The sequence below is a fragment of the Mycobacterium sp. Marseille-P9652 genome, assembly GCF_902652685.1.
Classification (GTDB): Bacteria; Actinomycetota; Actinomycetes; order Mycobacteriales; family Mycobacteriaceae; genus Mycobacterium.
Genome location: NZ_CACRUY010000043.1, coordinates 1 through 23802 on the forward strand (window position 1 = coordinate 1; position 23802 = coordinate 23802).

At 67.6% G+C, this 23802-nt stretch carries 24 protein-coding genes and 1 pseudogene; 14 read left to right on the forward strand and 11 right to left on the reverse strand.

Going from position 1 to position 23802, the window contains the following annotated elements; all coding sequences use genetic code 11:
• Both GPY60_RS19785 and GPY60_RS19790 read right to left on the reverse strand, forming a co-directional pair.
• On the reverse strand, window positions 1-383 hold a 383-nt coding region (locus tag GPY60_RS19785), incomplete at its 3' end, for a PE family protein (RefSeq protein WP_231639737.1).
• A gap of 267 nt (window positions 384-650) precedes the next feature.
• Complete coding sequence (locus tag GPY60_RS19790) at window positions 651-1079, reverse strand: cellulose-binding domain-containing protein (protein ID WP_156689396.1); 429 nt, start codon at window positions 1077-1079, stop codon at window positions 651-653.
• A 242-nt stretch (window positions 1080-1321) separates the two neighbouring features.
• Between GPY60_RS19790 and cax the strand changes: the two genes are divergently transcribed.
• On the forward strand, window positions 1322-2404 hold the full coding sequence (gene cax, locus GPY60_RS19795) for a calcium/proton exchanger (RefSeq protein ID WP_156689397.1): 1083 nt from the start codon (window positions 1322-1324) through the stop codon (window positions 2402-2404).
• A 353-nt stretch (window positions 2405-2757) separates the two neighbouring features.
• Here cax and GPY60_RS19800 read toward each other — a convergent pair whose 3' ends face one another.
• The 3 genes from GPY60_RS19800 to GPY60_RS19810 are packed head-to-tail and all read right to left on the reverse strand — an operon-like array spanning window position 2758 to window position 3998.
• Window positions 2758-3138, reverse strand: coding sequence for a DUF4267 domain-containing protein (locus GPY60_RS19800; RefSeq protein ID WP_156689398.1), 381 nt, complete (start codon window positions 3136-3138; stop codon window positions 2758-2760).
• A gap of 21 nt (window positions 3139-3159) precedes the next feature.
• Window positions 3160-3477 carry an NIPSNAP family protein gene (locus GPY60_RS19805; protein ID WP_156689399.1) on the reverse strand — a complete coding sequence of 106 codons (318 nt, stop codon included), beginning with the start codon at window positions 3475-3477 and terminating at the stop codon, window positions 3160-3162.
• A gap of 44 nt (window positions 3478-3521) precedes the next feature.
• Window positions 3522-3998: a DUF1772 domain-containing protein gene (locus GPY60_RS19810; protein WP_156689400.1), complete on the reverse strand. Its 477-nt coding sequence runs from the start codon at window positions 3996-3998 to the stop codon at window positions 3522-3524.
• Between the two features lie 399 nt (window positions 3999-4397).
• Here GPY60_RS19810 and GPY60_RS19815 point away from each other — a divergent pair, with 399 nt between their 5' ends.
• Together GPY60_RS19815 and GPY60_RS19820 are read left to right on the forward strand one after the other, a co-directional pair.
• Window positions 4398-5339 (forward strand): NADP-dependent oxidoreductase, encoded by a 942-nt coding sequence (locus GPY60_RS19815; RefSeq protein WP_156689401.1) that lies wholly within the window; start codon window positions 4398-4400, stop codon window positions 5337-5339.
• Window positions 5340-5463: 124 nt separating this feature from the next.
• Window positions 5464-6066: a TetR/AcrR family transcriptional regulator gene (locus GPY60_RS19820; RefSeq protein WP_156689402.1), complete on the forward strand. Its 603-nt coding sequence runs from the start codon at window positions 5464-5466 to the stop codon at window positions 6064-6066.
• Window positions 6067-6112: 46 nt separating this feature from the next.
• Here GPY60_RS19820 and GPY60_RS19825 read toward each other — a convergent pair whose 3' ends face one another.
• Complete coding sequence (locus GPY60_RS19825) at window positions 6113-6736, reverse strand: TetR/AcrR family transcriptional regulator (RefSeq protein WP_156689403.1); 624 nt, start codon at window positions 6734-6736, stop codon at window positions 6113-6115.
• A 109-nt stretch (window positions 6737-6845) separates the two neighbouring features.
• Here GPY60_RS19825 and GPY60_RS19830 point away from each other — a divergent pair, with 109 nt between their 5' ends.
• The gene (locus GPY60_RS19830) at window positions 6846-7562 is read left to right on the forward strand and encodes a hypothetical protein (RefSeq protein ID WP_231639738.1); all 717 of its coding nucleotides are present in this window, start codon (window positions 6846-6848) and stop codon (window positions 7560-7562) included.
• Here GPY60_RS19830 and GPY60_RS19835 read toward each other — a convergent pair.
• Both GPY60_RS19835 and GPY60_RS19840 read right to left on the reverse strand, forming a co-directional pair.
• Window positions 7556-8251, reverse strand: a complete 696-nt coding sequence (locus tag GPY60_RS19835) for a DUF998 domain-containing protein (RefSeq protein ID WP_156689404.1) — start codon at window positions 8249-8251, stop codon at window positions 7556-7558. The two genes, GPY60_RS19830 and GPY60_RS19835, sit on opposite strands and share 7 nt — an antisense overlap.
• Before the next feature lie 61 nt (window positions 8252-8312).
• The gene (locus tag GPY60_RS19840; protein WP_156689405.1) at window positions 8313-8630 is read right to left on the reverse strand and encodes a hypothetical protein; all 318 of its coding nucleotides are present in this window, start codon (window positions 8628-8630) and stop codon (window positions 8313-8315) included.
• Between the two features lie 186 nt (window positions 8631-8816).
• On the opposite strand from GPY60_RS19840, the gene GPY60_RS19845 reads away from it, so the two are divergent.
• The 5 genes from GPY60_RS19845 (at window position 8817) to GPY60_RS19865 (ending at window position 13857) form a co-directional block, all read left to right on the forward strand.
• The gene (locus GPY60_RS19845) at window positions 8817-10298 is read left to right on the forward strand and encodes a biotin carboxylase (protein ID WP_156689406.1); all 1482 of its coding nucleotides are present in this window, start codon (window positions 8817-8819) and stop codon (window positions 10296-10298) included.
• The gene (locus GPY60_RS19850) at window positions 10295-11470 is read left to right on the forward strand and encodes a serine hydrolase domain-containing protein (RefSeq protein ID WP_156689407.1); all 1176 of its coding nucleotides are present in this window, start codon (window positions 10295-10297) and stop codon (window positions 11468-11470) included. Before GPY60_RS19845 ends, GPY60_RS19850 begins: the two co-directional genes overlap by 4 nt.
• Window positions 11471-11515: 45 nt before the next feature.
• Window positions 11516-12073: an FKBP-type peptidyl-prolyl cis-trans isomerase gene (locus GPY60_RS19855; protein ID WP_197283750.1), complete on the forward strand. Its 558-nt coding sequence runs from the start codon at window positions 11516-11518 to the stop codon at window positions 12071-12073.
• A 66-nt stretch (window positions 12074-12139) separates the two neighbouring features.
• Window positions 12140-12958 (forward strand): NlpC/P60 family protein, encoded by an 819-nt coding sequence (locus GPY60_RS19860; protein ID WP_197283751.1) that lies wholly within the window; start codon window positions 12140-12142, stop codon window positions 12956-12958.
• A 95-nt stretch (window positions 12959-13053) separates the two neighbouring features.
• Window positions 13054-13857 carry a HugZ family pyridoxamine 5'-phosphate oxidase gene (locus tag GPY60_RS19865; RefSeq protein ID WP_156689410.1) on the forward strand — a complete coding sequence of 268 codons (804 nt, stop codon included), beginning with the start codon at window positions 13054-13056 and terminating at the stop codon, window positions 13855-13857.
• Here GPY60_RS19865 and GPY60_RS19870 read toward each other — a convergent pair.
• Window positions 13854-14654, reverse strand: a complete 801-nt coding sequence (locus GPY60_RS19870) for an oxygenase MpaB family protein (protein ID WP_156689438.1) — start codon at window positions 14652-14654, stop codon at window positions 13854-13856. The two genes, GPY60_RS19865 and GPY60_RS19870, sit on opposite strands and share 4 nt — an antisense overlap.
• Before the next feature lie 475 nt (window positions 14655-15129).
• On the opposite strand from GPY60_RS19870, the pseudogene GPY60_RS27200 reads away from it, so the two are divergent.
• A pseudogene (locus GPY60_RS27200) lies at window positions 15130-15570 on the forward strand (Fur family transcriptional regulator); the annotation flags it as partial.
• A 958-nt stretch (window positions 15571-16528) separates the two neighbouring features.
• Entirely contained in the window at window positions 16529-17218 is a 690-nt protein-coding gene (locus GPY60_RS19880) for a DUF899 domain-containing protein (protein ID WP_156689411.1), read from the forward strand.
• Window positions 17219-17285: 67 nt separating this feature from the next.
• On the opposite strand, the gene GPY60_RS19885 is transcribed toward GPY60_RS19880, so the two are convergent.
• Window positions 17286-17927, reverse strand: a complete 642-nt coding sequence (locus tag GPY60_RS19885; protein ID WP_231639740.1) for a hypothetical protein — start codon at window positions 17925-17927, stop codon at window positions 17286-17288.
• A gap of 250 nt (window positions 17928-18177) precedes the next feature.
• On the opposite strand from GPY60_RS19885, the gene GPY60_RS19890 reads away from it, so the two are divergent.
• Together GPY60_RS19890 and GPY60_RS19895 are read left to right on the forward strand one after the other, a co-directional pair.
• Window positions 18178-19062 (forward strand): SDR family NAD(P)-dependent oxidoreductase, encoded by an 885-nt coding sequence (locus GPY60_RS19890; protein WP_156689412.1) that lies wholly within the window; start codon window positions 18178-18180, stop codon window positions 19060-19062.
• Window positions 19063-19235: 173 nt separating this feature from the next.
• On the forward strand, window positions 19236-22010 hold the full coding sequence (locus GPY60_RS19895; RefSeq protein WP_231639741.1) for an AAA family ATPase: 2775 nt from the start codon (window positions 19236-19238) through the stop codon (window positions 22008-22010).
• Here GPY60_RS19895 and GPY60_RS19900 read toward each other — a convergent pair.
• Window positions 22001-23236, reverse strand: a complete 1236-nt coding sequence (locus tag GPY60_RS19900; RefSeq protein WP_156689413.1) for an osmoprotectant NAGGN system M42 family peptidase — start codon at window positions 23234-23236, stop codon at window positions 22001-22003. The two genes, GPY60_RS19895 and GPY60_RS19900, sit on opposite strands and share 10 nt — an antisense overlap.
• Before the next feature lie 171 nt (window positions 23237-23407).
• On the opposite strand from GPY60_RS19900, the gene GPY60_RS19905 reads away from it, so the two are divergent.
• A complete protein-coding gene (locus GPY60_RS19905; RefSeq protein ID WP_156689414.1) occupies window positions 23408-23761 on the forward strand; it encodes a DUF3253 domain-containing protein in 354 nt (117 codons plus the stop codon).
• Window positions 23762-23802 lie beyond the last annotated feature (41 nt).

The following is a 23802-nucleotide window of genomic DNA, read 5'->3' on the forward strand; positions in this document are numbered from 1 at the left end:
AACCAGCCCCCGGGCCCGCCCGGCGTGCCCGCTCCTTGAGCGTCGGTCGTGCCGTCGGTCCCGTTGCCGATCAGCGGGCGGCCCGTCCATTGCGCGGACGATGAATTGGCGGCCGCCAAGATGTCTTGACCGAGAGTTTGCAGCTCCGCCATGCCTGCAGCCTCGGTTTCGGTGTAGGAACTCGCGGCCGCCGTGAGCGTCTGTACGAACCGATCGTAAAGAGCCGAGACCTGGGCACTGAGCGCTGCGAATTCCCTGCCGTGCCAACGGAACAGCGCCGCCGTGGCCGCCGAGACCTCGTCCGCGGCAGCAGGTAACACGGTTGTGGTGCGGGCCGCAGCGGCGGCGTTGGCCGCGTCTAGCACGTAACCGATGTCGGCCACCTGGACCGCACTTAGTGACATCAGGTCCGGAGCGGCGAACAGGTATGTCATCGCTGGCCTTTCACCGGTAGTGCCCATCCCCCCGGTGCGCGACTGATCATATCCGAGAGGGGCTCACGAAGCAGCGCAGCAATTCGGGATCGACGAAGTGATGACCAATCGGCGGAACCGCCCGACGAAATCGCGGTAACCGCCGGGTTCTTGCATCGCTCGCCGCACGTCCAACCACCGGTCGGGCCGTGCCCGTCAAATGGGTGGGCGGCTAATCTAGGTGCACGGGTATTGCCCGTTGAGCACGCAATTCTGCGGCGGCGAGTAGGTCCCGGACAGCACGCCTCTCATGCCACCCGTTGCCGAACCACCGGGCGCGATCATGCGATTCCAGTTCGCGGGCGTGAGAACAAAATGCGTGCCGTATTGCGCAACGCTGCTGTTCCACGTGTGCAGGACCGACTGGCCCACTGGCATGTCGAATTCCAGCTTCCAATCGCTCATCGGCGCCATGCTGTAGTTCGTGACAGTGAAGTTGGCGATGAAACCGGTCTGCCACGTCGATGTCACCGACAAGGTCGCCGCGGCCGCGGCGGCATGGGCTGCGGGGGCGACGGTGGGTCCGAGTAAAGCAACCATCAATGCCGACACGCTGACGTGAAGCGCTGCGCGCCAGCGCGTCACGAACGTGTTCAGTCCGGCCATAACGGCCAACAGTAAAGCGAAACCGGCGGCACTGGCCGCCGCAGCGCGGGCAAGCTGCAGTACCTATGCTCAACCGAAACCGTCGTGAAACCTCAGACCGTCAGCGCCGCCCAAGGCATCCACGGCGACCGCATAGGCAGGATTACGCCATCGAATATGGCGGGTTACCAGCGAAATGGGTGATCAGGTGACGCATCAGGCCGATCGCCTGCCCTGACACCGCCGGATATTACGGTTGACCCATGTCGGTCGCCGCCGCGTCTCGCGTATTTGTCCGGTCCGATCGGATCCTCCTGATCCTCTCGGCGATGTTTGCGCTGTGCGCCGGTCTTGCCCATTTCGGCGGCTGGAACTCGGTGCTCGCGTTCGTTGCCGCGGCCGCAGCCGTCGCCGTTCTTGCGGCGCTGGTCGGCCGCAGCGTGGACCAGCTCGGCGACCGCTTCGGAGCTGGAGCCACCGGCGTGCTCCAGTCGGCGCTCGGCAATCTTCCCGAGCTTTTCATCTGCCTGTTCAGCCTCCACGCGGGCTTGATCGAGGTGGTGCGGGCCGCGTTAGTCGGCTCCATCCTGGCCAATCTCCTGCTGGTGCTGGGGCTCTCGTTCATGGTCGGCGGGCTGCGCCACGGCACCCAGGAGCTCGGCTCGGAACGCGCACGCACAATCACGGTGCTGATGCTGCTTTCGGTGACGGCGATGTCGATCCCGTCGGTGACGTTCTGGATCCACAGCCCCGCGGCGAAGCACGAGGACGCTCTGTCGATGGTCGTTTCGGTGCTTCTGTTGGGTCTGTTCGTGCTATTCCTGCCGGTTTCCCTGCGCCGGGAGCCCGACGAGCCTCAGGTCGCTGAACCGCACGCGCAGCCGCGCTGGCCGGTCTGGCTCGCGGTGTCCATGCTTGGCGTCGCCAGTGTTCTGGCCGCGTTCGTGTCTGAGTGGTTCGTCGACGCGCTCCAACCGGCTATGCACGCGCTCAACATTTCCGAGGCGTTCGCGGGCTTGGTCGTCGTCGCGATCGCCGGCAATGCCGTGGAAAACTTCGTTGGCATCCAGCTTGCCGCGAGCGGGCAGTCGCGATACGCGTTCTCCGTGGTGCTCAACTCTCCGCTGCAGATCTCGCTGGTGCTCGCACCACTCCTGGTGCTCATCGCTCACGTCACCGGCCTGGCACCGCTGACGCTCACGTTCAGCCCGATGCTCGTGGTGGCGCTCTTGCTGGCGGTCGTGCTCGCCGCCTTCATCTCCTTTGACGGCGAGTCGACGTGGCTCGAAGGCGCCACCTTGATCGTTCTGTACGGAATCATCGCAGCGTCGTTTTGGTGGGGCTGACCAGCTGACCGACCTCCACGAGAACTGCCGTTACCGCCGTCGCCGTCGGCGCCAAGTCAATCAGCCCCATGCGTCGACGGCCGGCGCGAGCGCATAGAAGCTTCACAGTTGGTGGCCGGCCCACACCGCCTGAGGCGCAACCACTTCGACGGTCACCGCGGTGGCCGGGCCGACTCCCCCCGCCCGGAACGCCACAGCGGGCCTCAGGTCGACGGCGTCCGCGGCATCCTCCGCCGCGTAATGCCCGTTGCCATCGATGTGATCGACGGCCGGGATCGTGTTGCGGCGCGATATGCGGCGCTGCCCGGTCGTGACAGCAAATCGGTTCTCATGCCGGTCATCTCGTGCGGTCCCTAGGCCGCGAGCAGGATTGCGGAGGTGATGAGCATGAGGACCGCGGTGACGCCGTGAACGCCCCAGGCGATTGACTTCGACCCACCGCTGTGGAGCACGATGGCGGCGTCGGCGATCGGAATGATCGTGGCGGCCAGCATCACCCAGCCGACCAGGTGAGTCGCACCCGCGACCATGAGGATGATGACGAACAGTCCCGTCGCGATGTCGCGCACGCCCTTGACGCTCAGGTAGGCGCCCGCGGCCCGCTCAGCCAGATTCGGCGTTACTCCGTAACCGGCCGCCGCGGCACGCGGCGCGAGGAGGAAGCGCGCACCGATGAAGATGATGCCCGCGGCGAGCAGGCCGGCGAGCGTGTAGCCGATGATGCTGATGGTCATGTCGTGCACTCCTGGGTCTCGTCAGCGGATCGGTGAAAACGGCGCCGCCTCGAGCGGCATGGACTGAACGTCGACGATCTGGTCGACGTCGAAACCGGCCATGTCGGCGGCGAATTCGGGCCTGCTCATGGCTCGCCGGGTGACTTCTTCGGGGTCGGCGCCGGGTGGGTACTGGATAAGGGCGACAAGGCGATTGGCGCCGTCACCCTGCTCGGTCCACACGCCGTGGGTGCTGACGCCGAACGCCGGGAACGTTTCGAGATGGCGGGCCCAGTGCACCGTCGCGTACTGCTGGAGGGCCTCCGGCGAACGCAGCGTGTAGATCCTGATTTCGAACATTGGAAGTTCTATCCTTTCGGCCGGATTCGGCTAGTCAGTGGGAGTCACACAATCAGCGCTACACACAGCGACGCCACGGCCAGACCCTGCAGGATCGCGCGAGTGTCGATGATCGAGTCCCACTTCGCTTGCAGCGCGCGCCCATCGGGCAGCGTCCGGCCCGCGTCGGCCGCGGCCGTCAGTTGTCGGTTGATCGGTGCGCTCACCGTGGTGTAGAGCACGAGCCAAATCGCCAGCAGGACGAACGCGGCGCCCGCCGCCACCGTCTGTACCCAGTGCTCGGTTACGGCGGCGAGCGCCGCGCTCACCGCCGTGGCGACGATTCCGAGCACCCCGGGCACCGGCATGCGTCGGTCCCCATAGCGATGCACGCCGCCCGTGATGGCGACCAGGGCATCGTTATCGATCGATGACAGGGCGGGTCGCATCACCATCGCGCAGAAGACGTCCGTGCCATAGACCACTGCGGTGCCGAGCACCGCGCCCACCGCGGCCGCCCGGGCAAGTAGCTCCAAGACCATTTCCTCGCTCCTTCCGATCAACTGCTAGCAACGCTAACCCCTGTGGCGGTGCGAGTCAATAGCAGCGCTAGTTTTATTGCCGACGCTAGATTCCGCGCGCCGCGCGAGTCGTGTGCGCAATTAGGCCTCCCGCGAGAACTTGGACCCTGGCGACTGATCGCGACGTGCCCGCGCCGCTGTGCATTCGCGGAACAGCAACGAGCGCAGCCTAATTCGGCGTGTCGTGTACGAGGTTTACGTGTCGTGGAACGACGCGCGCCCCCGACGCGATGTCGGCGCCCAGCTGCTCGCGCTCGTATGACGACGGTCACACCACTCTTCGGAATTGCTTCGATATCGAAGCGAGTTACAGCCGGTGTAACTGCTTCGAAATCGAAGCAACCGACCGAGGAGGAAACCATGAAGGCAGTGCGGTACCACGAGTACGGCGACAGCGACGTTCTGCGCTACGAGGAGGCGCCACGCCCGGTGCCGGGCCCCCAGCAGGTGCTGGTGAAGGTGGCCGCCACCGCGTTCAATCCGGTGGATGCGGGTATCCGCGGCGGCTACCTGGCCGAGGTCTACACGGTGAGCTTTCCGCACATCCCGGGCGTCGATGTTGCGGGGACGATCGCGGAACTCGGCGAGCAGGTGCAGGATTGGAACATCGGCGATGCGGTCGTGGCGTTTCTCCCGATCGCCGCCGACGGCGCCGCGGCCGAATTCGCCCTCGTCCCGGCCGAGTCTTTGGCCGCGGCCCCGACGTCGGTCCCGCTGGCGGACGCGTCGGCTCTGCCGGAGCCGGCGCTGACGGCCTGGCAGGCCCTGTTCGAGATCGGTGGGCTCATGGCCGGTCAGTCGGTCCTCGTCAATGGCGCCGCCGGAGCGGTCGGCGGCTACGCCGTCCAGTTGGCCAAGCAGGCCGGGGCCGTTGTCACCGCGACGGCGAAGGTACGTGACGCCGAGCGGCTGCGCGAGTTGGGCGCTGACCGCATCGTCGGCTACATCGACTACGACAACTCGCCGATCGACGTCGAGGGTGCCCCATTCGACGTGGTGCTCAACTTGGTCAGCACCACCGACGAGCAGACCGAAGCGCTCATCGGGCTGATCGCCGACGGCGGCTTCCACGTCGGCACCATGGTCTTCGGGCCGGAGAACCCGGGCCGGGGCATCCGTTCGCAGCGCGTCTTCGTCCGCAGCGACGCCGCCCAGCTCGCCGAATTGGTCAGCCGCGTCGACGACGGACGGCTGCGCATCGAGGTCGCTGACCGCCGCCCGCTCGACCAGGCCGCGGCCGTGCACGCCGACTCGGACGCCGGCCGCCTGCACGGCAGGACCATCCTCGTCCCCGCTGGGTAGTAATCGGTCGCGTGACCGGCCGGTGCCGTCCCACTCGCACTCGGTGGGACGGCACCACCGTCGCCTAAGTGCGGGAACAAGCGTAATAGCGACGCTAGAGGATCTAGCCCTGCTACCATCAGGTATGGCTATCGAGGACCGCCGCGAGCGCGAACGGTCGGAGCGGCGCCGGCTGATCGTCACCACCGCCCGAAAGCTGGCCGAGACCGAGGGCTGGGATGCCGTCACCACCCGCCGGCTGTCCACCGAGATCGAATACAGCCAACCCGTGCTGTACAAGCACTTCTCCGGCATGGAGCAGATCGCCGACGCCGTGGCCGTCGACGGGTTCGGCGAACTCGCCGATGCGATGCGTGCCGCCCACTCCGGCGGCGGCGCGGCTGAAGACGTGTTGACCCGAATTGCCCAGCGCTATCTCGACTTCGCTCGCGACAACCCGGCGGTCTACGACGCGATGTTCACCCGGGCGACCACCCTGCGCTTCGCCGCCGAGGACACCCCGCCGCAACTGGAAGCGGCCTTCGCCGAGCTACACCGGGCGGTCCGCGTCGTCGCCGAAGACGACGACGCAGATGCCCTCACGGAAGTGTTCTGGGCCGCGCTGCACGGATTGGTCATCCTGACCCGTACCGGACGACTCCGCCCCGGCCACGAATCAGACCGTCTCCAACTGCTCGTCGAGAAATTCGCCGGCAAACGGCACGCCCGGACGGTGCATCGGAAATGAATGGGGACCATCTACCCAAAAGGGCTGAACCACATCGTCGTTGCCGTTAACCACCGGACGCCCGTTGCGCCAATTCGCCCATCGTGACGATGCCCCGCACGACCCGAACGGCGAGCGTGGCGGTGTCCGTGTCGAGGTGTTCGGACAGGTTGGCGGTCAGCGCGAGCGTTGCGAAGCCGTGGGATGCCGACCAGCCCGCCAGCACCAGGCCTTGCACGTCCTCTTCGGTCACCGCGCCCGGACGAAGAGCCTCCAGGCTCTCCCGAGCGCTGCCGTAGAGCACCTCGAAAGCGGCGGTCCTCGCTGCCACCAGGGCTTCGTCGTCGCCCCGGTAGAGGTTCGGGCGGAACATGACCTCGAAGTAGCCGGGGTGGGTGAGCGCGAACTGGATGTAGGTCTGGCCGCCGCGCACGAATCCGTCGGGACCGCTCGCGGTGGGTCCGATCATCGCCGCGGCGAGGCGAAAACCCTCGGTGGCGACGGCCGTGAAAATGCCTGCCTTGTCACCGAACTGGTAGGCCAGCGCGGCGTGTGAGACGCCGGCCCGGCGCGCGATGCGCCGCATGCTGACCGCCGCGACACCGACCGTCTCCACCTCCTCGACCGCGCCGTCGATGCCCGCCCGTTCGAGTTGCCCGTGGTGGTAGCCCCTCCCGGGATCCTTGGTCATGGCGTCGCAGTCTAGGGGAATATCTGACCATTGATAAGTTCCGGCCGTTGCTGCAGACTTGCCAATGGAAGCAATTTGACCACTGGTAAGAATGTCATTTGGGGGGCTCATGAGTGACAGCGGCATCGTTGCGACGGCGGGGCATCGGAGCTCAGCGCGGGTGGCGCGCTGGGCCGGCACGTTGGGAGTGGCCGTTCCGGCTGTCGCCATCCCGGTGTATCCGATTTGGTCCTTTCCCTCGACGCGTGCAACAGGTAGTGAGATCGCACAATGGGCTGCCCACCACCATGACCGGTTGGTCGTCACCCAAGTCCTTTACACGGTCGGTGTCGCGTTCTGGCTCGTCTTCGGAGCGGCGGTCTGGACCCACCTTCGCGAACGCCTTCCCGCAGGGTCGCCCCTGGCCACCGGGTTCAGCACCGGGCTCGTCGCGCTGGTCACGTTGATCTTCAGCGGATTCACCGTGTTCGACATGCTGCTCTACCGACCGCGCGGCGCCGAAACGACAGCGCTCCTCTACGATTTCGCGTTCGGGTTGCTCGCGATGTCGGGAATGCCGACCGTGGTGTCAGCGGGCTCATTCGCGATTGCGGTCTACCGCTACGGCGTGTCACGCCGATCGACCGCGCATGTCGCGGCGGTCGCCGCGATCGGGCATGTCTTCTTGCTGCTCGCGTTCATCGCAAGCGACGGGCCGCTTTCGCTACAGGGTGCTTTGGTGGTCTGGGGCATTCCGCTTCTGCTCTTCGCGTGGATCGGCCATACCGCGCGGGCGATAACCTCCGAGGTCAACAGCAAGGCGAGCGACGCGGACGGGCCTCAGTGATCCACCTTGGCGGCCGACAGGCAGCGAAGCGACAACGCGGTCAGCCAGCCGAACCCGGCCACAATCGAGATGCGCTGCACCATACCGCTTTTGCCCCGGAGACGCGTGTGCCCCCGCATCGCGGCGCGAAGGGCGAGCACACCGCCCGACATGGCCGCGCTCGATCCCGCCGAATACGCGGCCCAGAGGTGATCCCCCTTCGACACGGCGTTCCCGGCGCTGACAAAGCCGGCGATGGGTATCCCCACGAAGACCGGGAGCCCGCACAAATCGTGCATCCGGCCGGCGAAAGTGGACCCTGTCGGCGCGGAAATGGCGGCCTCGCAGGAGTTCTCGTCCGCACCGTCCCGCACGAGGTCGCCCACGTAATCGGTTGCGAACAGGCCTGAGCCGACGAGGCCGATGCCGGTTGTCGCGACAAGAGCCGGGACAACGCGGGGTTCAACCCGTTCGCAACCTTTGACACCCCTGGCCGCCCACCAATAGAGAAGCCCGGTAGCGATGAAGTTGGCGCGCTGCCACCAACCGTGGCGACCGACCGCGAGCGAACTGACCGGGTAGCGCCGCCACTCGTAGCCGCGGCGCGCGGCGCCGAGCACGGTGAACACCGCGACGAACAGGGGCCCGGCCAGCGCGCCGCAAACCAGTTCAGCGGAATCCCTGCGCGGTGAGAGAGCGCCTACCGACACCTGCCCAGGCTACTGATTCCCCCACCGGCCAAGCTGTCGAAGGCCGCGGTGCACTCACCCGTCAGCTCGGCGGGACCAGCGGCGGGCGGCACACGTTGGCTCCCGGGTCCCACCACCAGCCGTTGTCACATGCCAGCGGTTGCGGCCCAACCCCCAGCGGCCGGCACACATTGGCGGTCGGGTCCCACCACTGGCCCGGGTCGCAGGCCAGCGGTTGCGGCCCGACCCCGAGGGGACGGCACACCTTGCCCGTCGGGTCCCACCACTCACCGGCGCCGCAATCGGCTCTGCTGACCGCCGGCGTCAGGATCGTCACGGCGGCCATCGACACCAACGCCGCCAGCACGCCGGGAACAAGACGGCGAATGAATTTCCTCATCGGTCCTCCTCTCGCGAAGGTAAGAAGCGGATTGCCAGGGCGGCCGGCCGAGAAACACCCGCGCGCGACTCGAGAGACAATCGTGCGCCCAAGCCCACCCCGGACAGTGCACACTTGTCTGATGAACATCCCTGACCTCACAGCCGGCGCGCTGACCGTATCGTCACGCCGGCCGGTGCGGCCGGCGTGAGCGCGCCCTCCGGCGGCCCGCGGCCCGGCTACGACCGGCCTTTGAAGGGCCTATCGGACGTGCGCGCGTTCTTTCACACCAACAAAGTGCCGCTGTACTTCATCTCGCCGACCCCGTTCAACCTGCTCGGCGTCGACCGCTGGATACGAAACTTCTTCTACCTGACGTACTTCGACTCTTTCGAGGGCACGCATTCGCGCGTGTTCGTGCCCCGGCGCCGCGACCGCCGTGATTTCGACTCCATGGACGAGGTCTGCAGCCACCTATTGTCCGATCCCGAGACGCTCGACTTCATCGGGGGCAAAGGCCCGGGCGGCAAGTGCTGCTTTGTGATGATGAACGAGGAAATTCAGGCCCTGGCGCGGTCAGCCGGCCTCGAGGTCATGCACCCGCCGATCGAACTGCGCCAGCGCCTGGGCTCCAAGATCGTCATGACGCGCCTGGCCAACGACGCGGGCATACCCAGCGTGCCCAACACGATCGGGCGGGCCGGTTCCTACGACGAATTGCTGGCGCTCGCACAGAACGCCGGGTTGGGCGATGATCTCGTCATCTCGATCGCATACGGCAACGCCGGCAGCGGAACGTTCTTCGTGCACGGTCAGCGCGACTGGGACGAGAACGCCGGCAACCTGGTTGGGCAGGACCTCAAAGTCATGAAGCGCATCCGCAATGTCGAGGTGTGCCTCGAGGGTGCGGTTACCCGCCACGGCACCGTGGTCGGCCCCGCGATGACGAGTCTCGTCGGCTACTCGGAACTGACGCCGAGCCGGGGCAGCTGGTGTGGCAATGACATCTGGCACGAGGTGCTGCCGCCCGCCCAGACGCACGCGGCGCGGGAAATGGTCTCAAAGCTGGGCGACGTCATGCGCCGCGAGGGTTACCTCGGCTACTTCGAGGTAGACCTTCTGCATGACCTCGACTCCGACGAGCTCTACCTCGGCGAGGTGAACCCCCGCCTGAGTGGTGCCAGCCCGATGACGAACCTGACCGCCGAGGCCTACGCCGACATGCCCCTGTTCCTCTTCCACCTGCTCGAGTACATGGGCGTGGAGTACGAGCTCGACATCGACGAGATCAACGCGCGCTGGGAACGCGGCTATGGCGACGACGAGGTCTGGGGCCAGGTGATCATCACGGAGACGTCGCCGGATCTCGAGATCTTCACCGCGACGCCCCGCACCGGGGTATGGCGCATCGACGACGACGGCCGCGTCTCCTTCGCGCGTACCGCCAACGACTGGGCGACGCTGCTCGACGGGTCCGAGGCCTTCTACATGCGGGTCGCGGCGCCCGGCGACTTACGTTCCGAGGGCGCCCAACTCGGCGTGCTCGTCACGCGCTCACACCTGCAGACCGACGACTACCAGCTCAGCGAGCGCTGCCAGCGCTGGGTGAAGGGGATGAAGGCGAAGTTCACCTCCACGCCCCTGTCGCCGGCCGCGCCGATCGTCTCCCGACTCGTCGCGCGAGCGTGAGCGCCCCGGCCGGCATCTCACTGGCCAACTGGCTTTCTCCGCCCTACTCGCACTGGTCTTTTCAGCACGTCGAAGAATTCGTGCCGACGGCGGTCATTTCACGCGGGCCGGACCGGACCGCGTCGATTCCCGCCGCCCCTGCCCAACTGGCCGACATCGCGGTGACCAACACCAACGGGACGGCCACCACCGTCGGCGCCGTCATGGCCGCCACCGTCACCGACGCGTGGGCCGTCGCCCACCGCGGGTCGATGTTGGCCGAGGAGTACCTCGGCGGAATGGGCCCGCGCACCCGGCACCTGCTGTTCTCGGTGAGCAAGTCGCTGGTGGCCGCCGTCGTGGGCGCGCTGCACGGTGCCGGCGCCATCCAGCTTGACGCGCCCCTCACGAAATACGTTCCCGCGCTTGCCGATTGCGGCTACGCCGGCGCGACGGTGCGCAACCTGCTGGACATGAGGTCGGGAATCGCCTTCTCGGAAAACTACGAGGACCCGACGGCGCAGATTCACCTCCTCGACCAGGCGATGGGATGGGCACCGCGAAGCCGTCCGGACGCACCCGCCACGCTTCGGGAATTCCTGCTGACGTTGCGGCAGAAGTCGCCGCACGGTGGCCCCTTCGAATACCGCTCCTGCGAAACCGACGTGCTCGGCTGGATCTGCGAGGTGGCAGCGGACCAGCGGATGCCCGAGCTCATGTCGGAACTGTTGTGGAGCCGCATCGGCGCCCAAAGCGACGCGACCATCGGCGTCGACACCGAAGGCATGGGGATGTTCAACGGCGGCATCAACGCCTGTCTGGGCGACATGATCCGCTTTGGGTCGCTGTTCCTGCGCGACGGCACCTCGCTGACCGGCCGGCAGGTGGTGCCCCCGGCGTGGATCGCCGACACCCTCGACGGCGGGCCCGATTCGCGTCAGGCGTTCGCCGCCTGCCCCGAGGACACCGAGTTGCCCGGGGGGATGTACCGCAACCAGATGTGGTTCCCCTACCCCGGCAGCAACGTCGTGCTGTGTCTGGGCATGTGCGGTCAGATGATCTACATCAACCGCGCCGCCGAGATGGTTGCGGCCAAGTTATCCACCCAGCCGCACTCGCAGGAGCCGCACATGTTGGACACGCTGCGCGCGTTCGACGCGGTGGCAACCGAATTGGCTGCAATCACCAGGTGATGGCGTGGGGCCGTCACGGGCGACCGCTGCTGTAGCGTGACGGCCGTGAATTCTCCCCGGACGTATCCCACCGTCGCGCTTGCCGCCTGCGTCGCGGCAACCGTTCTCACGCTCGGCGCGCCGGGCACGGCGAGCGCCGCCGGCTCGTGTCCCACCGCCGCGCCCCCGAGCGGTGGGGCCCCGGAATGGACGCTCGCCGGGACCACTGGCAGCGTTGCCGTCACCGGGTCCACCGACACCACCGCCCCGCGTGTGACCGTGACGACGCCGTTCAGCGTCACACAGACCCAGGTGCACACGCTGCACGCCGGAAGCGGGCCCGTCGTCGCGCCCACCGCGCGGGTTTCCGTGTGCTACATGGGCGTCAACGGGCGCGACGGATCGGTGTTCGACAGCAGTTATGAGCGCGGCGCAGCGGTTGACTTTCCGCTGAACGGTGTGGTGCCGGGCTTTCAGAAGGCCATCGCGGGACAGAACGTCGGATCGGCGGTTGCCGTCGCGATGACGTCCGCGGACGGCTACCCCGAAGGTCAGCCCAGCGCCGGGATCCGGCCCGGCGATTCGCTCGTCTTCGCCATCAAGATCCTCGGCGCAACCCGCTGACCGGCGACCGCGCCCGGCCTAGCATTGCTGCGTTGGCGCGAACCGCTCGACCGAGCAGAGGGCCTGTTGACGCAGCGATCGAAGTTCCGAGTGGTGATCGCGTGCGCGCTCCTGATACTCACGTACGTCGCCGTGCCCGGGTTCTCGCGCGCCGACGGCGGCACCCTGCCGTACCCCTTCTCCTGCAACTCGGGCTCGCTGACGGCGGATTTCGCCGCCCGCGACGCGCTGCCGCAAAGCCAGGAGCCGCCGGACGCCTGGTACCGCACGGACGCGCAGGGGCACTACCAGAACGGAGGATGGGGCCCGCGGGCGAACGCCCTCCCGGCGCCCGACCTTCCGCAGAACGCGGGTTGCGACACCACCACCTGGAAGCGTGAACGCATCCTGGCCGTCGCGGCGCGCTACATCTACTCCCCCGACAATCCACTGGGCCTGCAATACCGCCACCACCACATCCCGGCGTGGGCGCCGCCCACCTCCACCTACGCCGGCGCACCCGCCGAGAATCCCGACACCGACGCTCCGGAGGGCTCGACCGCCTGGGGATCCGGGCAAGGTTTGGACTGCTCGAATTTCACCGCGTGGGTCTACAACTACGGGTTGGGCGTCAAGTTCGGCGGCGGCATCCACCAGCAGGCCGACGGCACGGCGGGTCCGATGGGAACCCACATCCCCGCGGACGGTCCGTTCGAGCCGGGCGACCTGGTGTACCTGCACCCCCAGGGCGACTCGGACCAGGCCTCGCACGTCGTCATCTACGTCGACGACGGCCACATCATCGACAGCCGGGTCAGCGCCCAGGGCCGCGTCGGGGTCCAGGTTCGCGACCGCACGGGCTGGTATCGAAATGCCGTGCTGGGGGCCTGGCGGCCGATCGGCTGACGCCGGCGGCGAGGCCGATCTTGCTTGCCCGTCCGTTCGAGCTTTGATGGCGGCTGCCGAACGGTTTCGCGCGGGCACCACGTAGCCTCGCGTTCGTGGTGATTCGCGATCATGGCGACCCCGGGGACGCGCCTTCCGCGCCGCCGCCACTGCGCCCGCCGGATTCCGACGCCCGGCCGTCCGCGGCGGAACAGGCGCGCACCATCGCGGCGGCCGGCAATGCCGCCACGCTGGCGTCGTTGACCGCCGACGGCGACCCGTGGGCGTCGTTGGTGGCTTACGGATTGTTGGATGGGGCGCCGGTGCTGTGCGTGTCCGCCCTGGCCGAGCACGGGCGCAACCTGGCCGCCGATCCGAGGGCGAGCCTGTCCATCGTGGCGGCGACGAATGACCCCGATCCCCTGGCCGGCAGCCGAATCACCCTGTCCGGCAGCGTGACCCGGCCGTCGGCCGCCGAACGGAATGCGGCGAGGATGGCCTACCTCGACGCGGTGCCGGCCGCCCGTCATTACATCGATTTCAGCGACTTCACGTTGTGGATGCTCTCAGTCGAAAGAGTGCGCTGGGTAGGCGGATACGGCCGGATGGACTCGGCCAGCGGCGGACAGTACGCCGCCGCCGAGCCGGATCCGGTCGCGCCGGCGGCGAGCAGGGCCCTCGCGCACCTCAACGCCGACCACGCCGACGCCTTGGCGGCCATGGCGCGGGCGTTCGGCGGCTACCCCGACACCGACACCGCCGTGTGCACGGGGATCGACCGCTATGGACTCGACCTGCGCGTGCACACCCCGCGCGGGGTGGCCTACACGCGGGTCGGCTTCCCGCAACGCCTCACGTCGGCTGACCAATTGCGTTCCGCCACAGCGGACTTGGCCCGAGCGGCGGTCACCGGCGGCTAGCGCGGCGTTGCCATCGCCCAACGGATGCCGCCGACGAGCGCGCGGCCGGCGGCCCGGACGACGGTGCGCTCGATGGGCGGCAGGTAGGGCAGGAGCAACGGCATGCGCGCCCAGGCCGGAAGCATCGACACGGACGTCGCCGCCAGCAACCCGTAAGGCGCCCGTGCGGCGATCGGCAGCGGCGGCGTCAGCAATAAGAATCGTGCGGCATCTCGCGCCGCGGGTGTGCTCCGCAGCTCGCGACGGTAGGTCTCGATCCGCTCGGATAGCTCACGCTCGGTGCGAGGCGGGTCGATCACGCCGAGCCGGGTGGCCACCTCGGCCATGTCTGCCACATATCCGTCCCGGCCGGCCCGGTCGAGCGGTTTCGCGCCGTAGAGCTTGTGGGCAAGGAGGAAGCTTTGGGCTTCGGCGATGTGCACCCACTCCAGCAAGTGCGGATCTGTGGCGGAGTAGGCCCTGCCATCGGCCGCCACCCCGCGAACCCGTCGATGGATTCCGCGCACCCGGTCGACGGCGCGCTGTGCGTCGTCGGCGGTGCCGAATGTCGTCACGGCCAGGAAGGTGCTGGTCCGTTGCAGTCGTCCCCACGGGTCACCCCGGTAGTCGGAGTGCTCGGCGACGCCGGTCATCGCCAGCGGGTGCAACGACTGCAGCAAGAGTGCGCGCAGTCCGCCGACGAACATGGAGGCGTCCGCGTGGACCCTGCGGATCGGGCGGTTCTCGCCGAACCACCGCGGCCCCGGCGTCTCATGGATGCGCGCGCGTTGTGCCGGGCCGTCGGGGCCTGCCACCATCTGGAACAGGCCCGCACCGAGTGAGTCCCGCACCGCATCGAGTTGCCGCAAGACCGTCACGGTTCCAACGGTACAGCCGGGATTGCGAGGTCAGCCGCGCATGCACGGGCCTGGAGTCGGACCTCGCCGTGACGTTCCGCGGAGCGCCTTGGCCTCGGACGGGAGATGCGGCTCACCGCCACGACGGGCGGCCGGTGGGATGTGACTCACGCCACACCAGACCGAAAATTGGTGTTTTCATTTCAACGCCAACCAAAAGAATGTTTTTAAGCCAATTCGCTGGAGTTCTTCCCCGAAATTGGAGCGGGAAATCTCGTGGAATTTCTGCCAAAATGCACGTGAAGATCCTCGGGCGGCTAACGTTGGCTGCGCCGCCCTAACACCTTTCAAATGGTTGCAATATGTGCGGTAAGAGACGACTTCGATGAAGGGTCAGGGCTTGATCAGGTCCGGGAAAGAATGTCGAATGGTGCAGATGCCTTTGGCCACGGTTTACGCCGAACGCCTGCGTACGGTCGATCTGCGCGTCACGCGCCCGCGAATTGCGGTGCTCCATGCCGTGCACACCAGTCCGCATTCCGACGCTGAGACGGTCATCCGAGCGGTGCGTGACTGCCTACCCGACGTGTCGCGACAGACCGTGTACGACATCCTCCACGCGCTGACTTCCGCGGGTCTGCTGCGACGAATTCAGCCCGCCGGTTCGGCCGCGCGGTACGAATCCCGGGTGGGTGACAACCACCATCACGTCGTCTGTCGAGCTTGTGGGTCGATTGCTGACCTCGACTGCGCCGTCGGCGCCGCACCCTGCTTGACCGCCTCTCAGACCAATGGGTTCCGGCTCGACGAGGCCGAAGTCATCTTCTGGGGGCGATGTCCGGACTGTTCCGCCGCGAACGCGCAGCAAGTCGCCGGCCAGGGCGAGCTCCCGAAGCCACTGCCCCGCCCGACCCCTTCGCCCACACGAGCCGCGCCAGCGACCAACGGCCACCCGGTCTCGATGCCGGCGCCGAGTCGGGCGCAGTGGCTTGCCCCGTTGTTGCTCCAGCCAAATGGCTTAATGGTGTCGGCGGAATCCGGAACGGGCGGATCGGTGGCCGACGCCGTCCAAATCCGCATCGACATGTCCGGCGCGACTGTCACCGGTAATGGGCATCGAAACGAAATGGTCATCCAGACATGGGACGCCGAAAGTATTTCACCTCGATAACGCATCGACCGCCGCGGCCACAAGCTCCGGGTGAACGCCACTCTCTCGTGGCGACGCTCCGACAAGCGATTCTTATCGGCGACTGAAGTCCTCACGGTTTCGCGGAAGCGCGGGGCGAATTTTCCGCCCCACCACCCACGGGCGCGAACGTGCTGACTCGGCCCGCCTGGCCGCTGAAACCGCTGCGTCGAGGGCCGTGAGCGTCGCCGCGGCCGCTCGGTCGTTGGCTCCCTCCGGGCTCACCCAGTCTTTCCCGCACCCCGGGTCGCGGGAGCTGCGCCGGTCGTAGGGCGATGTCCTTGTCAGGGCTCAGGCCTCAATCCTCGGAGCGTCATACGTATCGCGATTCTCGGAGGATATAAATGCGCCGACGGAACACAATAAGTGTTCGGCGCATAAGCGTATGCGGTATCAGAATTTCGTTTTCGGGATAGCTTTGAATTGCCGAAGTGCGCTCGGGAACAGAGCGGTGGAATTGTTTGACGGCCGTTCGCGCAGAATGTGCACCGCTGCGGCCACACTCGCAATTGTCGGCGCGCAGAAATGCCGGCGACAGCGCGCACAATTCCGCAGTGGCGACGCGCTGAGCCGCTCAGCGATGACTTCCAGTGCCGCCGCCGGTCATACCCTGAGACCGAGCACATCGAGAGAAGGGGTGCGACCCATGCCCACCGCCCTGCCACCAATCGTCGACCATCAGACCTGGCGCGCCGCCCTCGACGACCTGCGTAAGCGCGAGAAGGCCGCCACCCGCGAACTCGATGCGATCGCGGCGCAGAGGAGGCGCCTGCCGATGGTGCAACTCCCCGACTACACCCTGATCGGCGCCGACGGGCCCGTCCGCCTGGTGGACGTGTTCAACGGGCGATCGCAACTCATCGTCTACCACCACATGTGGGCGGACGGCGCGGAGTGGCAGTGCAGCGGTTGCACGGGCTTCACGTCGCAATTCACCCGACTGGAATTCCTGGACAACTACGACGCGCGCTTCGTGATCGTGACCAACGGCCCGATCGACGACGCTCTCGCCTACAAGTGGAAAGTCGGCAACCGCATGGAGTGGTACTCCTCGTCGGAGAGCACGTTCGGCGCAGACATGGACGCGCCGCCCGGCGGCGGTTTCGGGGTCAATGTCTTCCTGCGTGACGGCGACACCGTCTACCGCACGTGGCACACGAACGGTCGTGGCACCGAGCAACTCAGCCACACGTTCGGGCTCATCGACACTTTGCCGTGGGGGCGCCAGGAGGAATGGCTCGATTCGCCCGAGGGCTGGCCGTCGCGCCCCACCTACTCCGGTTGGTCGGACTCGTCCGCCATCGCCGCGGCGTACGGGGCGCGAGACGGCGCCTGACCGTCGCGAAACGGTTGGTCATCGCGCGCCTCCTCGCCGCCGACCCGAATCACGTGTTCGGTGTCGGTCAGTCCCGCACTGTGCGCGCCAGCTTGCTGCCGACCCCGGCGGCGATCTGATGGGGGCGTTGCTGCTCGCCCTGCTGGGCTCCCAGAACGATGATCGAACCGGTCAGTGCGGGGAGCGCCCACTGTAGGTAACGCAACTGCTGCTGAGCCGACGCGGCCGCGGTTGGCGTCGCGGACGAAGGCTCGGTCGCTCCGTCTACCGGATGTTCCTGTCCCTGACTGGCTTTGGCGCCGAGGACCCGGTTGTATGCGGTGACCGCCAGCGCCGCACCGGTCACAGCGATCTTGACGGCGGTGTTTGAGGTGACGCCCGATTGATACTTCGCCCGGCCGCGGTTGGTGTAGAGGATGGCGCCTCCACCGATCAAGTGCGCACCGACGGCGACGGCGTTGACGGGTCCCCATTTCGCCCACCCCGACGCCGTGACGCAGGTGCGATCGCGGGGATCGCGGACCGCGGCTCCAGCGCCGTTCAGGCCAACCGCTCCCATCAGCGCACCGCCGAACCAGGCGGCGGCACCGAGGTCGTGCAGAGAGCGGACGAAGGTGTTACGTGACGACATTCCGTTCCTTTTCTGTGAATACCGGCTCGAGTGTTTGGACACATCGCCGATGAAGGGCGAGCACGATGCGCCCTGCAACGTTCGCGGGGTACGTGCCTGGGCAGTATTCACAGATCGGGCGGCTCTAAACGCGTGCTGACACGAATCCTCTTTCAGCGGGCGGATTTCGGGATGCGGTCACTGTCGTCGAAGGGCCGCGACCGCCGCGGCCTGGACGGGTTGGCCGCTGAGAACGGCCGAGGCGCGGATGATTGCGGGCGCCGGCGGCGGGTAATCCATGTTCGTTAAGAAACTGAACTTCTCCCGCCTGGTAGTTCCGAGGAGGACGATGACGACCAACCCGACCAAGACCGTGCTGATCACAGGCGCCTCCAGCGGCATCGGCGAGCAGACCGCGCTCAGGTACGCCGGGCGCGGCTGCAGCCTGGTGCTCGCGGCGCGCGGCGCCGACCGTCTCGAGAGGGTCGCCTCCGCTTGCCGCGCAGCGGGCGCGGCCGACGTCCTGGTGCGGCCGACCGATATCGCTGAGCGGAGCGAGGTGGAGGAGCTCTTCGACGCGGTGGTCGATCGCTACGGCGCACTGGACGTCGTTGTTCAGAATGCCGCCCTGGCGGCGTTCGGCCGCTTCACCCAGTTACCGGCTGACATCTTCGACCAGGTGATCCGCACCAATGTGTTGGGTGCGGCCAACGTCTCCCGTTGCGCAATTTGCCATTTCACGGACCGCGGGCGAGGGCAATTGGTGGTGGTGGGTTCGGTGCTGGGGCAGGCCGCCGTCCCGTACATGGGCGCCTACGTCGTGAGCAAATTCGCGATCACGGCGCTCATCCGGACGCTTCGGCAGGAAACGCGCGAACTGCCGGGCATCGTGGTGCACGGCATCTACCCCGGCGCGGTGGACACCGCGGTGTACGGGGCCGCGGCCAACTATTTCGGGCGCCGCGCGCACGTGCTGCCGATCAACGACCCAGCGTCCAAGGTCGCGCGAGCAATCGTCGCCGCCACCGAGTCCGGGCGCCCCAGCGAGCGCCAGGTCGGCTCGACGAATTACCCCATGCTCGCCGGCTACCGTCTTCTCCCCCGCGTGTTCGACATCCTCGTAGGCCCGATGATGCGAGTGGGCAGCTTCGCGCGCGACCAGTTGCCACCCACGCCCGGCAACGCCTTCAAGAAGACGGGCAAGGCCCTCGACACGATTTCCGGCGGCCGCTGAGGCAGAATTGTGCTCCTGACCGACTTTGCTCGAGCATTTACCGCACGCCGGAGAACCGCGCGCTGACCGGGAGGGAGCCAGAGTATGGGTGGGGGGCCTAGGGCGAGGCGGCGGTTGGCTCGCTCTCAAGTTCGTGCCGGCCTGGCCTGACGTCGACGACGCGGGGGCCGGAGATGGCGCAGCAGTTCGTCGGCCGGATGGCCGAAGAACAATGTGTCACAGAGTTTCTCGCTTCCGTACCCGCCCAGTCTGGCGCTCTGGTCATCCAGGGTGAACCCGGCATCGGCAAGACGACGCTCTGGCTCGACGCGGTGAGCCGCGCGCGTGCGCTCGGCTTCCGCACGCTGAGCTGCCGTGCCGCCGCCGCAGAATCAGTGCTGGCATACACCGTGCTGAGCGAATTACTGAGCGGTGTCGACGATGCGGTGTGGGCGGACGCGCCCCTGCCGCAGAAGCAGGCGTTGGACGCGGCGCTGTTGCGTCACCGGGAGGAGGCGCACAACATCGATCCCCGGGCGGTCGCGGCGGCGTTCGTCACCGTGACCGGCCGGCTCGCGGCCGAAGGTCCGGTGGTGCTCGCGATCGACGATCTGCAATGGATGGACCGGTCGAGTGCGAACGTGGTGTCGTATGCGGCGCGACGGCTGCCGCCCGGTGTGGCGCTGGTATGCACAACCCGCACCGAGGAGGCGGCGTCGGCGCTGCAAACACCCGTCCCGGATGCTCTCCGCCGGATTCGCCTGCAGTCGTTGCCGCTTGGAGACATCCACAAGATCCTGGTCTTTCGCCTCGGCCGCTCCGTCCCCCGGCCCACGTTGCTGCGCATACACCACATCACGGGCGGCAACCCATTTTACGCCCTGGAATTCGCGCGCGAACTCGGTGCGCAGGGCGGCGGCTCCCTACTGGGCCTGCCGCCTAGCCTCGACGAACTCGTGCGCGCGAGGATCAGCCGGGTAGGGGCCGAAGACGTCTTGCTCGCCATGGCGAGTCTTCCCGATCCGACGGTGCCGGTGCTGGCGCTTGCGACCGAGTCGACGCCAGATCAGGTGGTGCGGTCACTGGGCACCGCTGAGACCAACGGTGTGCTGACGATCAACGGCAACAACGTTCGGTTCACGCACCCGATCCTGGCGCATGGCGTCTACAGCGCCGCAACCCCCGCGCGTCGGCGTGAGATGCACTGGCGCCTGGCCGAACTCACCACCGAGCCCGAGTTGCGCGCCCGCCACCTGGCGCTGTCCGACACCTCAGGTCAGCCGGAGACGGTGAGCGCACTCGTTTCGGCCGCCGGCATCGCGCGTGACAGAGGAGCGCCGGCTGCCGCGGCCGAGCTCTTGGAGCTGGCCATCGGCCTGGGAGCCAACAGTTCGGAACACAGAATTCTGTGCGCCAGATACCATTCCGATGCCAGCGAACCCGCACGCGCTCGGCGGATTCTCGACGCCGTCGTGGCGGAGCTGCCGTCCGGTCCCCTTCGCGCGGAAGCGCTGCATGAGCTCGGCTTGGTGCGGCTCTCCGACGACAGTTTCCTCGAGTCCGCACAGTTGCTCGAGTCCGCGCTTCGCGACAGCGGTGACGATACCGGGTTGCGCGTGCGAATCCTGGTGAGTCTGTCATTCGCTCTGGTCAACGCCGGGCGGCCAGACCAGGCCTATGAGCGCGTGCAGCAAGCCGTTGACGACGCAGAGCTAATGGGGGCAGCGGCCCTCCTCAGCGCCGCGCTGGGCATGCGGGCGGTGCTGGATTTCATGTCGGGCCGTGGCTTCGACGAGCGCGCCATGCATCGCGCTGTTGAGTTGGAAGATCCGACCATGCGTGTTCCTATGGCGTTGCGAGCACGCGCCCAGATGACATTGCTGCGCGCGTGGACCGGTGACTTGGAGAGGGCGCGTGAGGAACTCGACAAGCTGGGCCAGCAATGTCTGGTCCGCGGCGAGGAAGGTGAGTTGATCTTCGTCGGCTTCCACCTTGTGCTCGTCGACATCTGGCTGGGCCGCTTCGGCAGTGCGGCGAGGTCGGCGGACATGACGATGGAGCTGGCCCTACAACTCGGCGGCGATTTCCCCCTGTTCATTGCGTTGACGGTGCGCGGCGCGGTGGCCGCCTACGCCGGCCGACTCGACGACGCCCGTCACGACCTCCAAGAGGCGATCGCGGCCGGCCGGCGCTGCGGCTCAACGCGATTGGCCGAGTGGCCGGCCACACTGGCCGGGTTCGTTGAAGTGTCAAGTGGTGACCATCCCGCCGCTATGAGCGCCCTCGAACCGCTGCTGCCCATGGTGCGCATGTTCCCCGAGGCGGCCGAGATCATTTCCTGGTCGTTCGTTCCCGAGGCGGTGGAGGCGATGATCGGGCTCGGTCGTTTGGAGGAAGCCGAGCCGTTGGTCGACGCCTTGGAGCGCAACGGACGCCGACGCGACCGGGCATGGGCGCTTGCGGTCGGGCTGCGGTGCCGAGCGATGTTGCAAGCCGCCCACGGCGATTTCGCGGCCGCCGCGGCGTCCGCCGAGCGCGCCGTCATCCAACACGATCGCGTGCCCATGCCGTTCGAGCGCGCCCGCACGCAGCTGTTGCTCGGACAGCTGCAGCGCCGCCTCCGCCGCCGCGAGGCCGCCGCCGCGACGCTGCTCGAGTCCCGGCAGACCTTCCAGCGGCTTGGCGCGGCCGTGTGGGCCCAACGCGCCGAAGCCGCATTCGCCCGCTATGCGTCCCGCCGCGAAGACGGTCTGACCGCCACCGAAGAACGCGTCGCCGAACTTGCCGTCTCGGGCATGACCAACCGCGATATCGGCGCCGCGCTGTTCATCAGCCCGAAGACGGTGGAAGTCAACCTCAGCCGCGTCTACCGCAAGCTGAACATCCGCTCCCGCGCCGAGCTGTACCGCGCCCTTCACGCGCGGAACTCGGGATCAGCCGATTCCGGCCGAGGCCCGGCTCAGGGCTGAGGACCCTCCGACGGAGGCCAGTGCGAACCGGGCGACGCCTCGCCGGGTTCGTCGAACTCGCCGCGCGCCAACGGAACCCAGCGCTCGCTGGGCGCCGGCTGCTTCGACGAGGGGAAGTCGCGCAGCTTGCCCGACGGCTTGGCGTCCCACTGCTCGAACGTCAGAGGCGTCTGCAGCCAGGCGTGCAGCAGGCAGTATGCCGCCTGCAGGGAATCCAGGTGGGTGCGCTCCCAGCCGTGGCTGCCGTCGACACCGAAGCCGACCAGCGCCGCCCGCGTCCCGGCGCCCGCCTCGATCGCCGCGGCCGCGTCAGATCGGTAGTAGCGGAATACATCTCGCGCACACGGAATGCCACGCTCATCGGCGAGCCGGCACAGTTTGCGGGTCAGGTGGTAGTCGAACGCTCCGTGCAGGTCGGCCATCGGGATGGTCACGCCGTCCTCGATCGAGTGCTGCCCGGGCGCGCACACCGCGTTGTCCACGGAGATCAACTCCGCGACGTCGGCGGGCAGGCCGTGGCTGGCCCCGTGGCCGACCTCCTCGGTGATGGTGACCATGATGGTCGTGCGGTGCGGCAACACCACCTTGTTCTCGGCGATGTTCTTGGCCAGGGCGAGTGCGATCGCGATGCCCGCCTTCCCGTCGAGGTGACGGGAGACGATGAAGCCGTCGGCGGTGAGTTCGGGGCTGGCGATCAGCGCGACGAAGTCGCCGATGTTGAGGCCGAGGCGGAGTAGGTCCTCGCGTGACGACACCTTGCGGTCGACGCGGACCTCGACGTGCTCCCAGTCCGTCGGCTGGGTGTCGATCTCGTCACCGAACGCGTGCCCGCTCGCCTTGAGCGGCAGGATGGTTCCGGTGACGAACTCGTCGGGGTCGTCGGAGAAGATCCGCACGCGGGCGCCCGCGGCGAACCGGGCCGAGAAGGTGCCTACCGGAATGATCTCCAGGCGGCCGTTGTCCTTGAGTCGTCGCACCATGCAGCCGATGGTGTCCGCGTGCACGATGAGGGCCCGGTCGATGGTCGGCGACGCGCCCGGCAGTTCGGCGGTCAGCGCGCCGCGGCGGGTCAGGGAGAACGGAACGCCGAAGTCGTCGAAGATGTCGCCGATGAGCTGCATCACCGCGTCCGTGCGCCCCGACGGGCTGGGAGTCTGCAGGAGGGCGAGCAGCGTGTCGATCATCCACGTGCGGTCGGCCTCCGCCATGGCCGCGGTCTGGCGCAACGGGGTCTCCCTTCGGGTCGTACGGAACCGCGTTCAACCTACCGAAAACTCGGGTCGTTCGGCCTGCCCGGGCCCGGAGGAGCCGGATTCCCCGCGCCGACTGTGTGGCTCGGGTACACGGAACGTCCCGCGCGAGATTCCTGCGATTGGGTTCTCGGCTTGAATGGTGAGGTGGACGAGCGATTGCGCGCCGAACTGCACCGGGCCTGCGCTGGCGGCGGCTCGGCCGCCGACGATGCCGCCGTCGCTCTGGGCGCCGGCCCCGTGTCGCAACGGCTGCGGTCGGCGATCCGCGCGCTGGCCCAGCATCGCGGCCACGGCAGCAGCATCTGTCCGTCGGACGCGGCCCGCGCCGTCGGCGGGAAAGGGTGGCGAGACCTGATGGCCGACGCGACCGCGGCCGCGCGCGAGCTCGCGCGGGACGGCAGCGTCAGCATCACGCAGGGCGGTCGGGTGATCGATCCCGACGCCGACTGGCGCGGCCCGATACGGATCCGTACGTGCGAGCCTCCCCCGGCGCCGTAGCAATCCGCTACAATCGTTACAGATTGCTACAGGAATGAGGA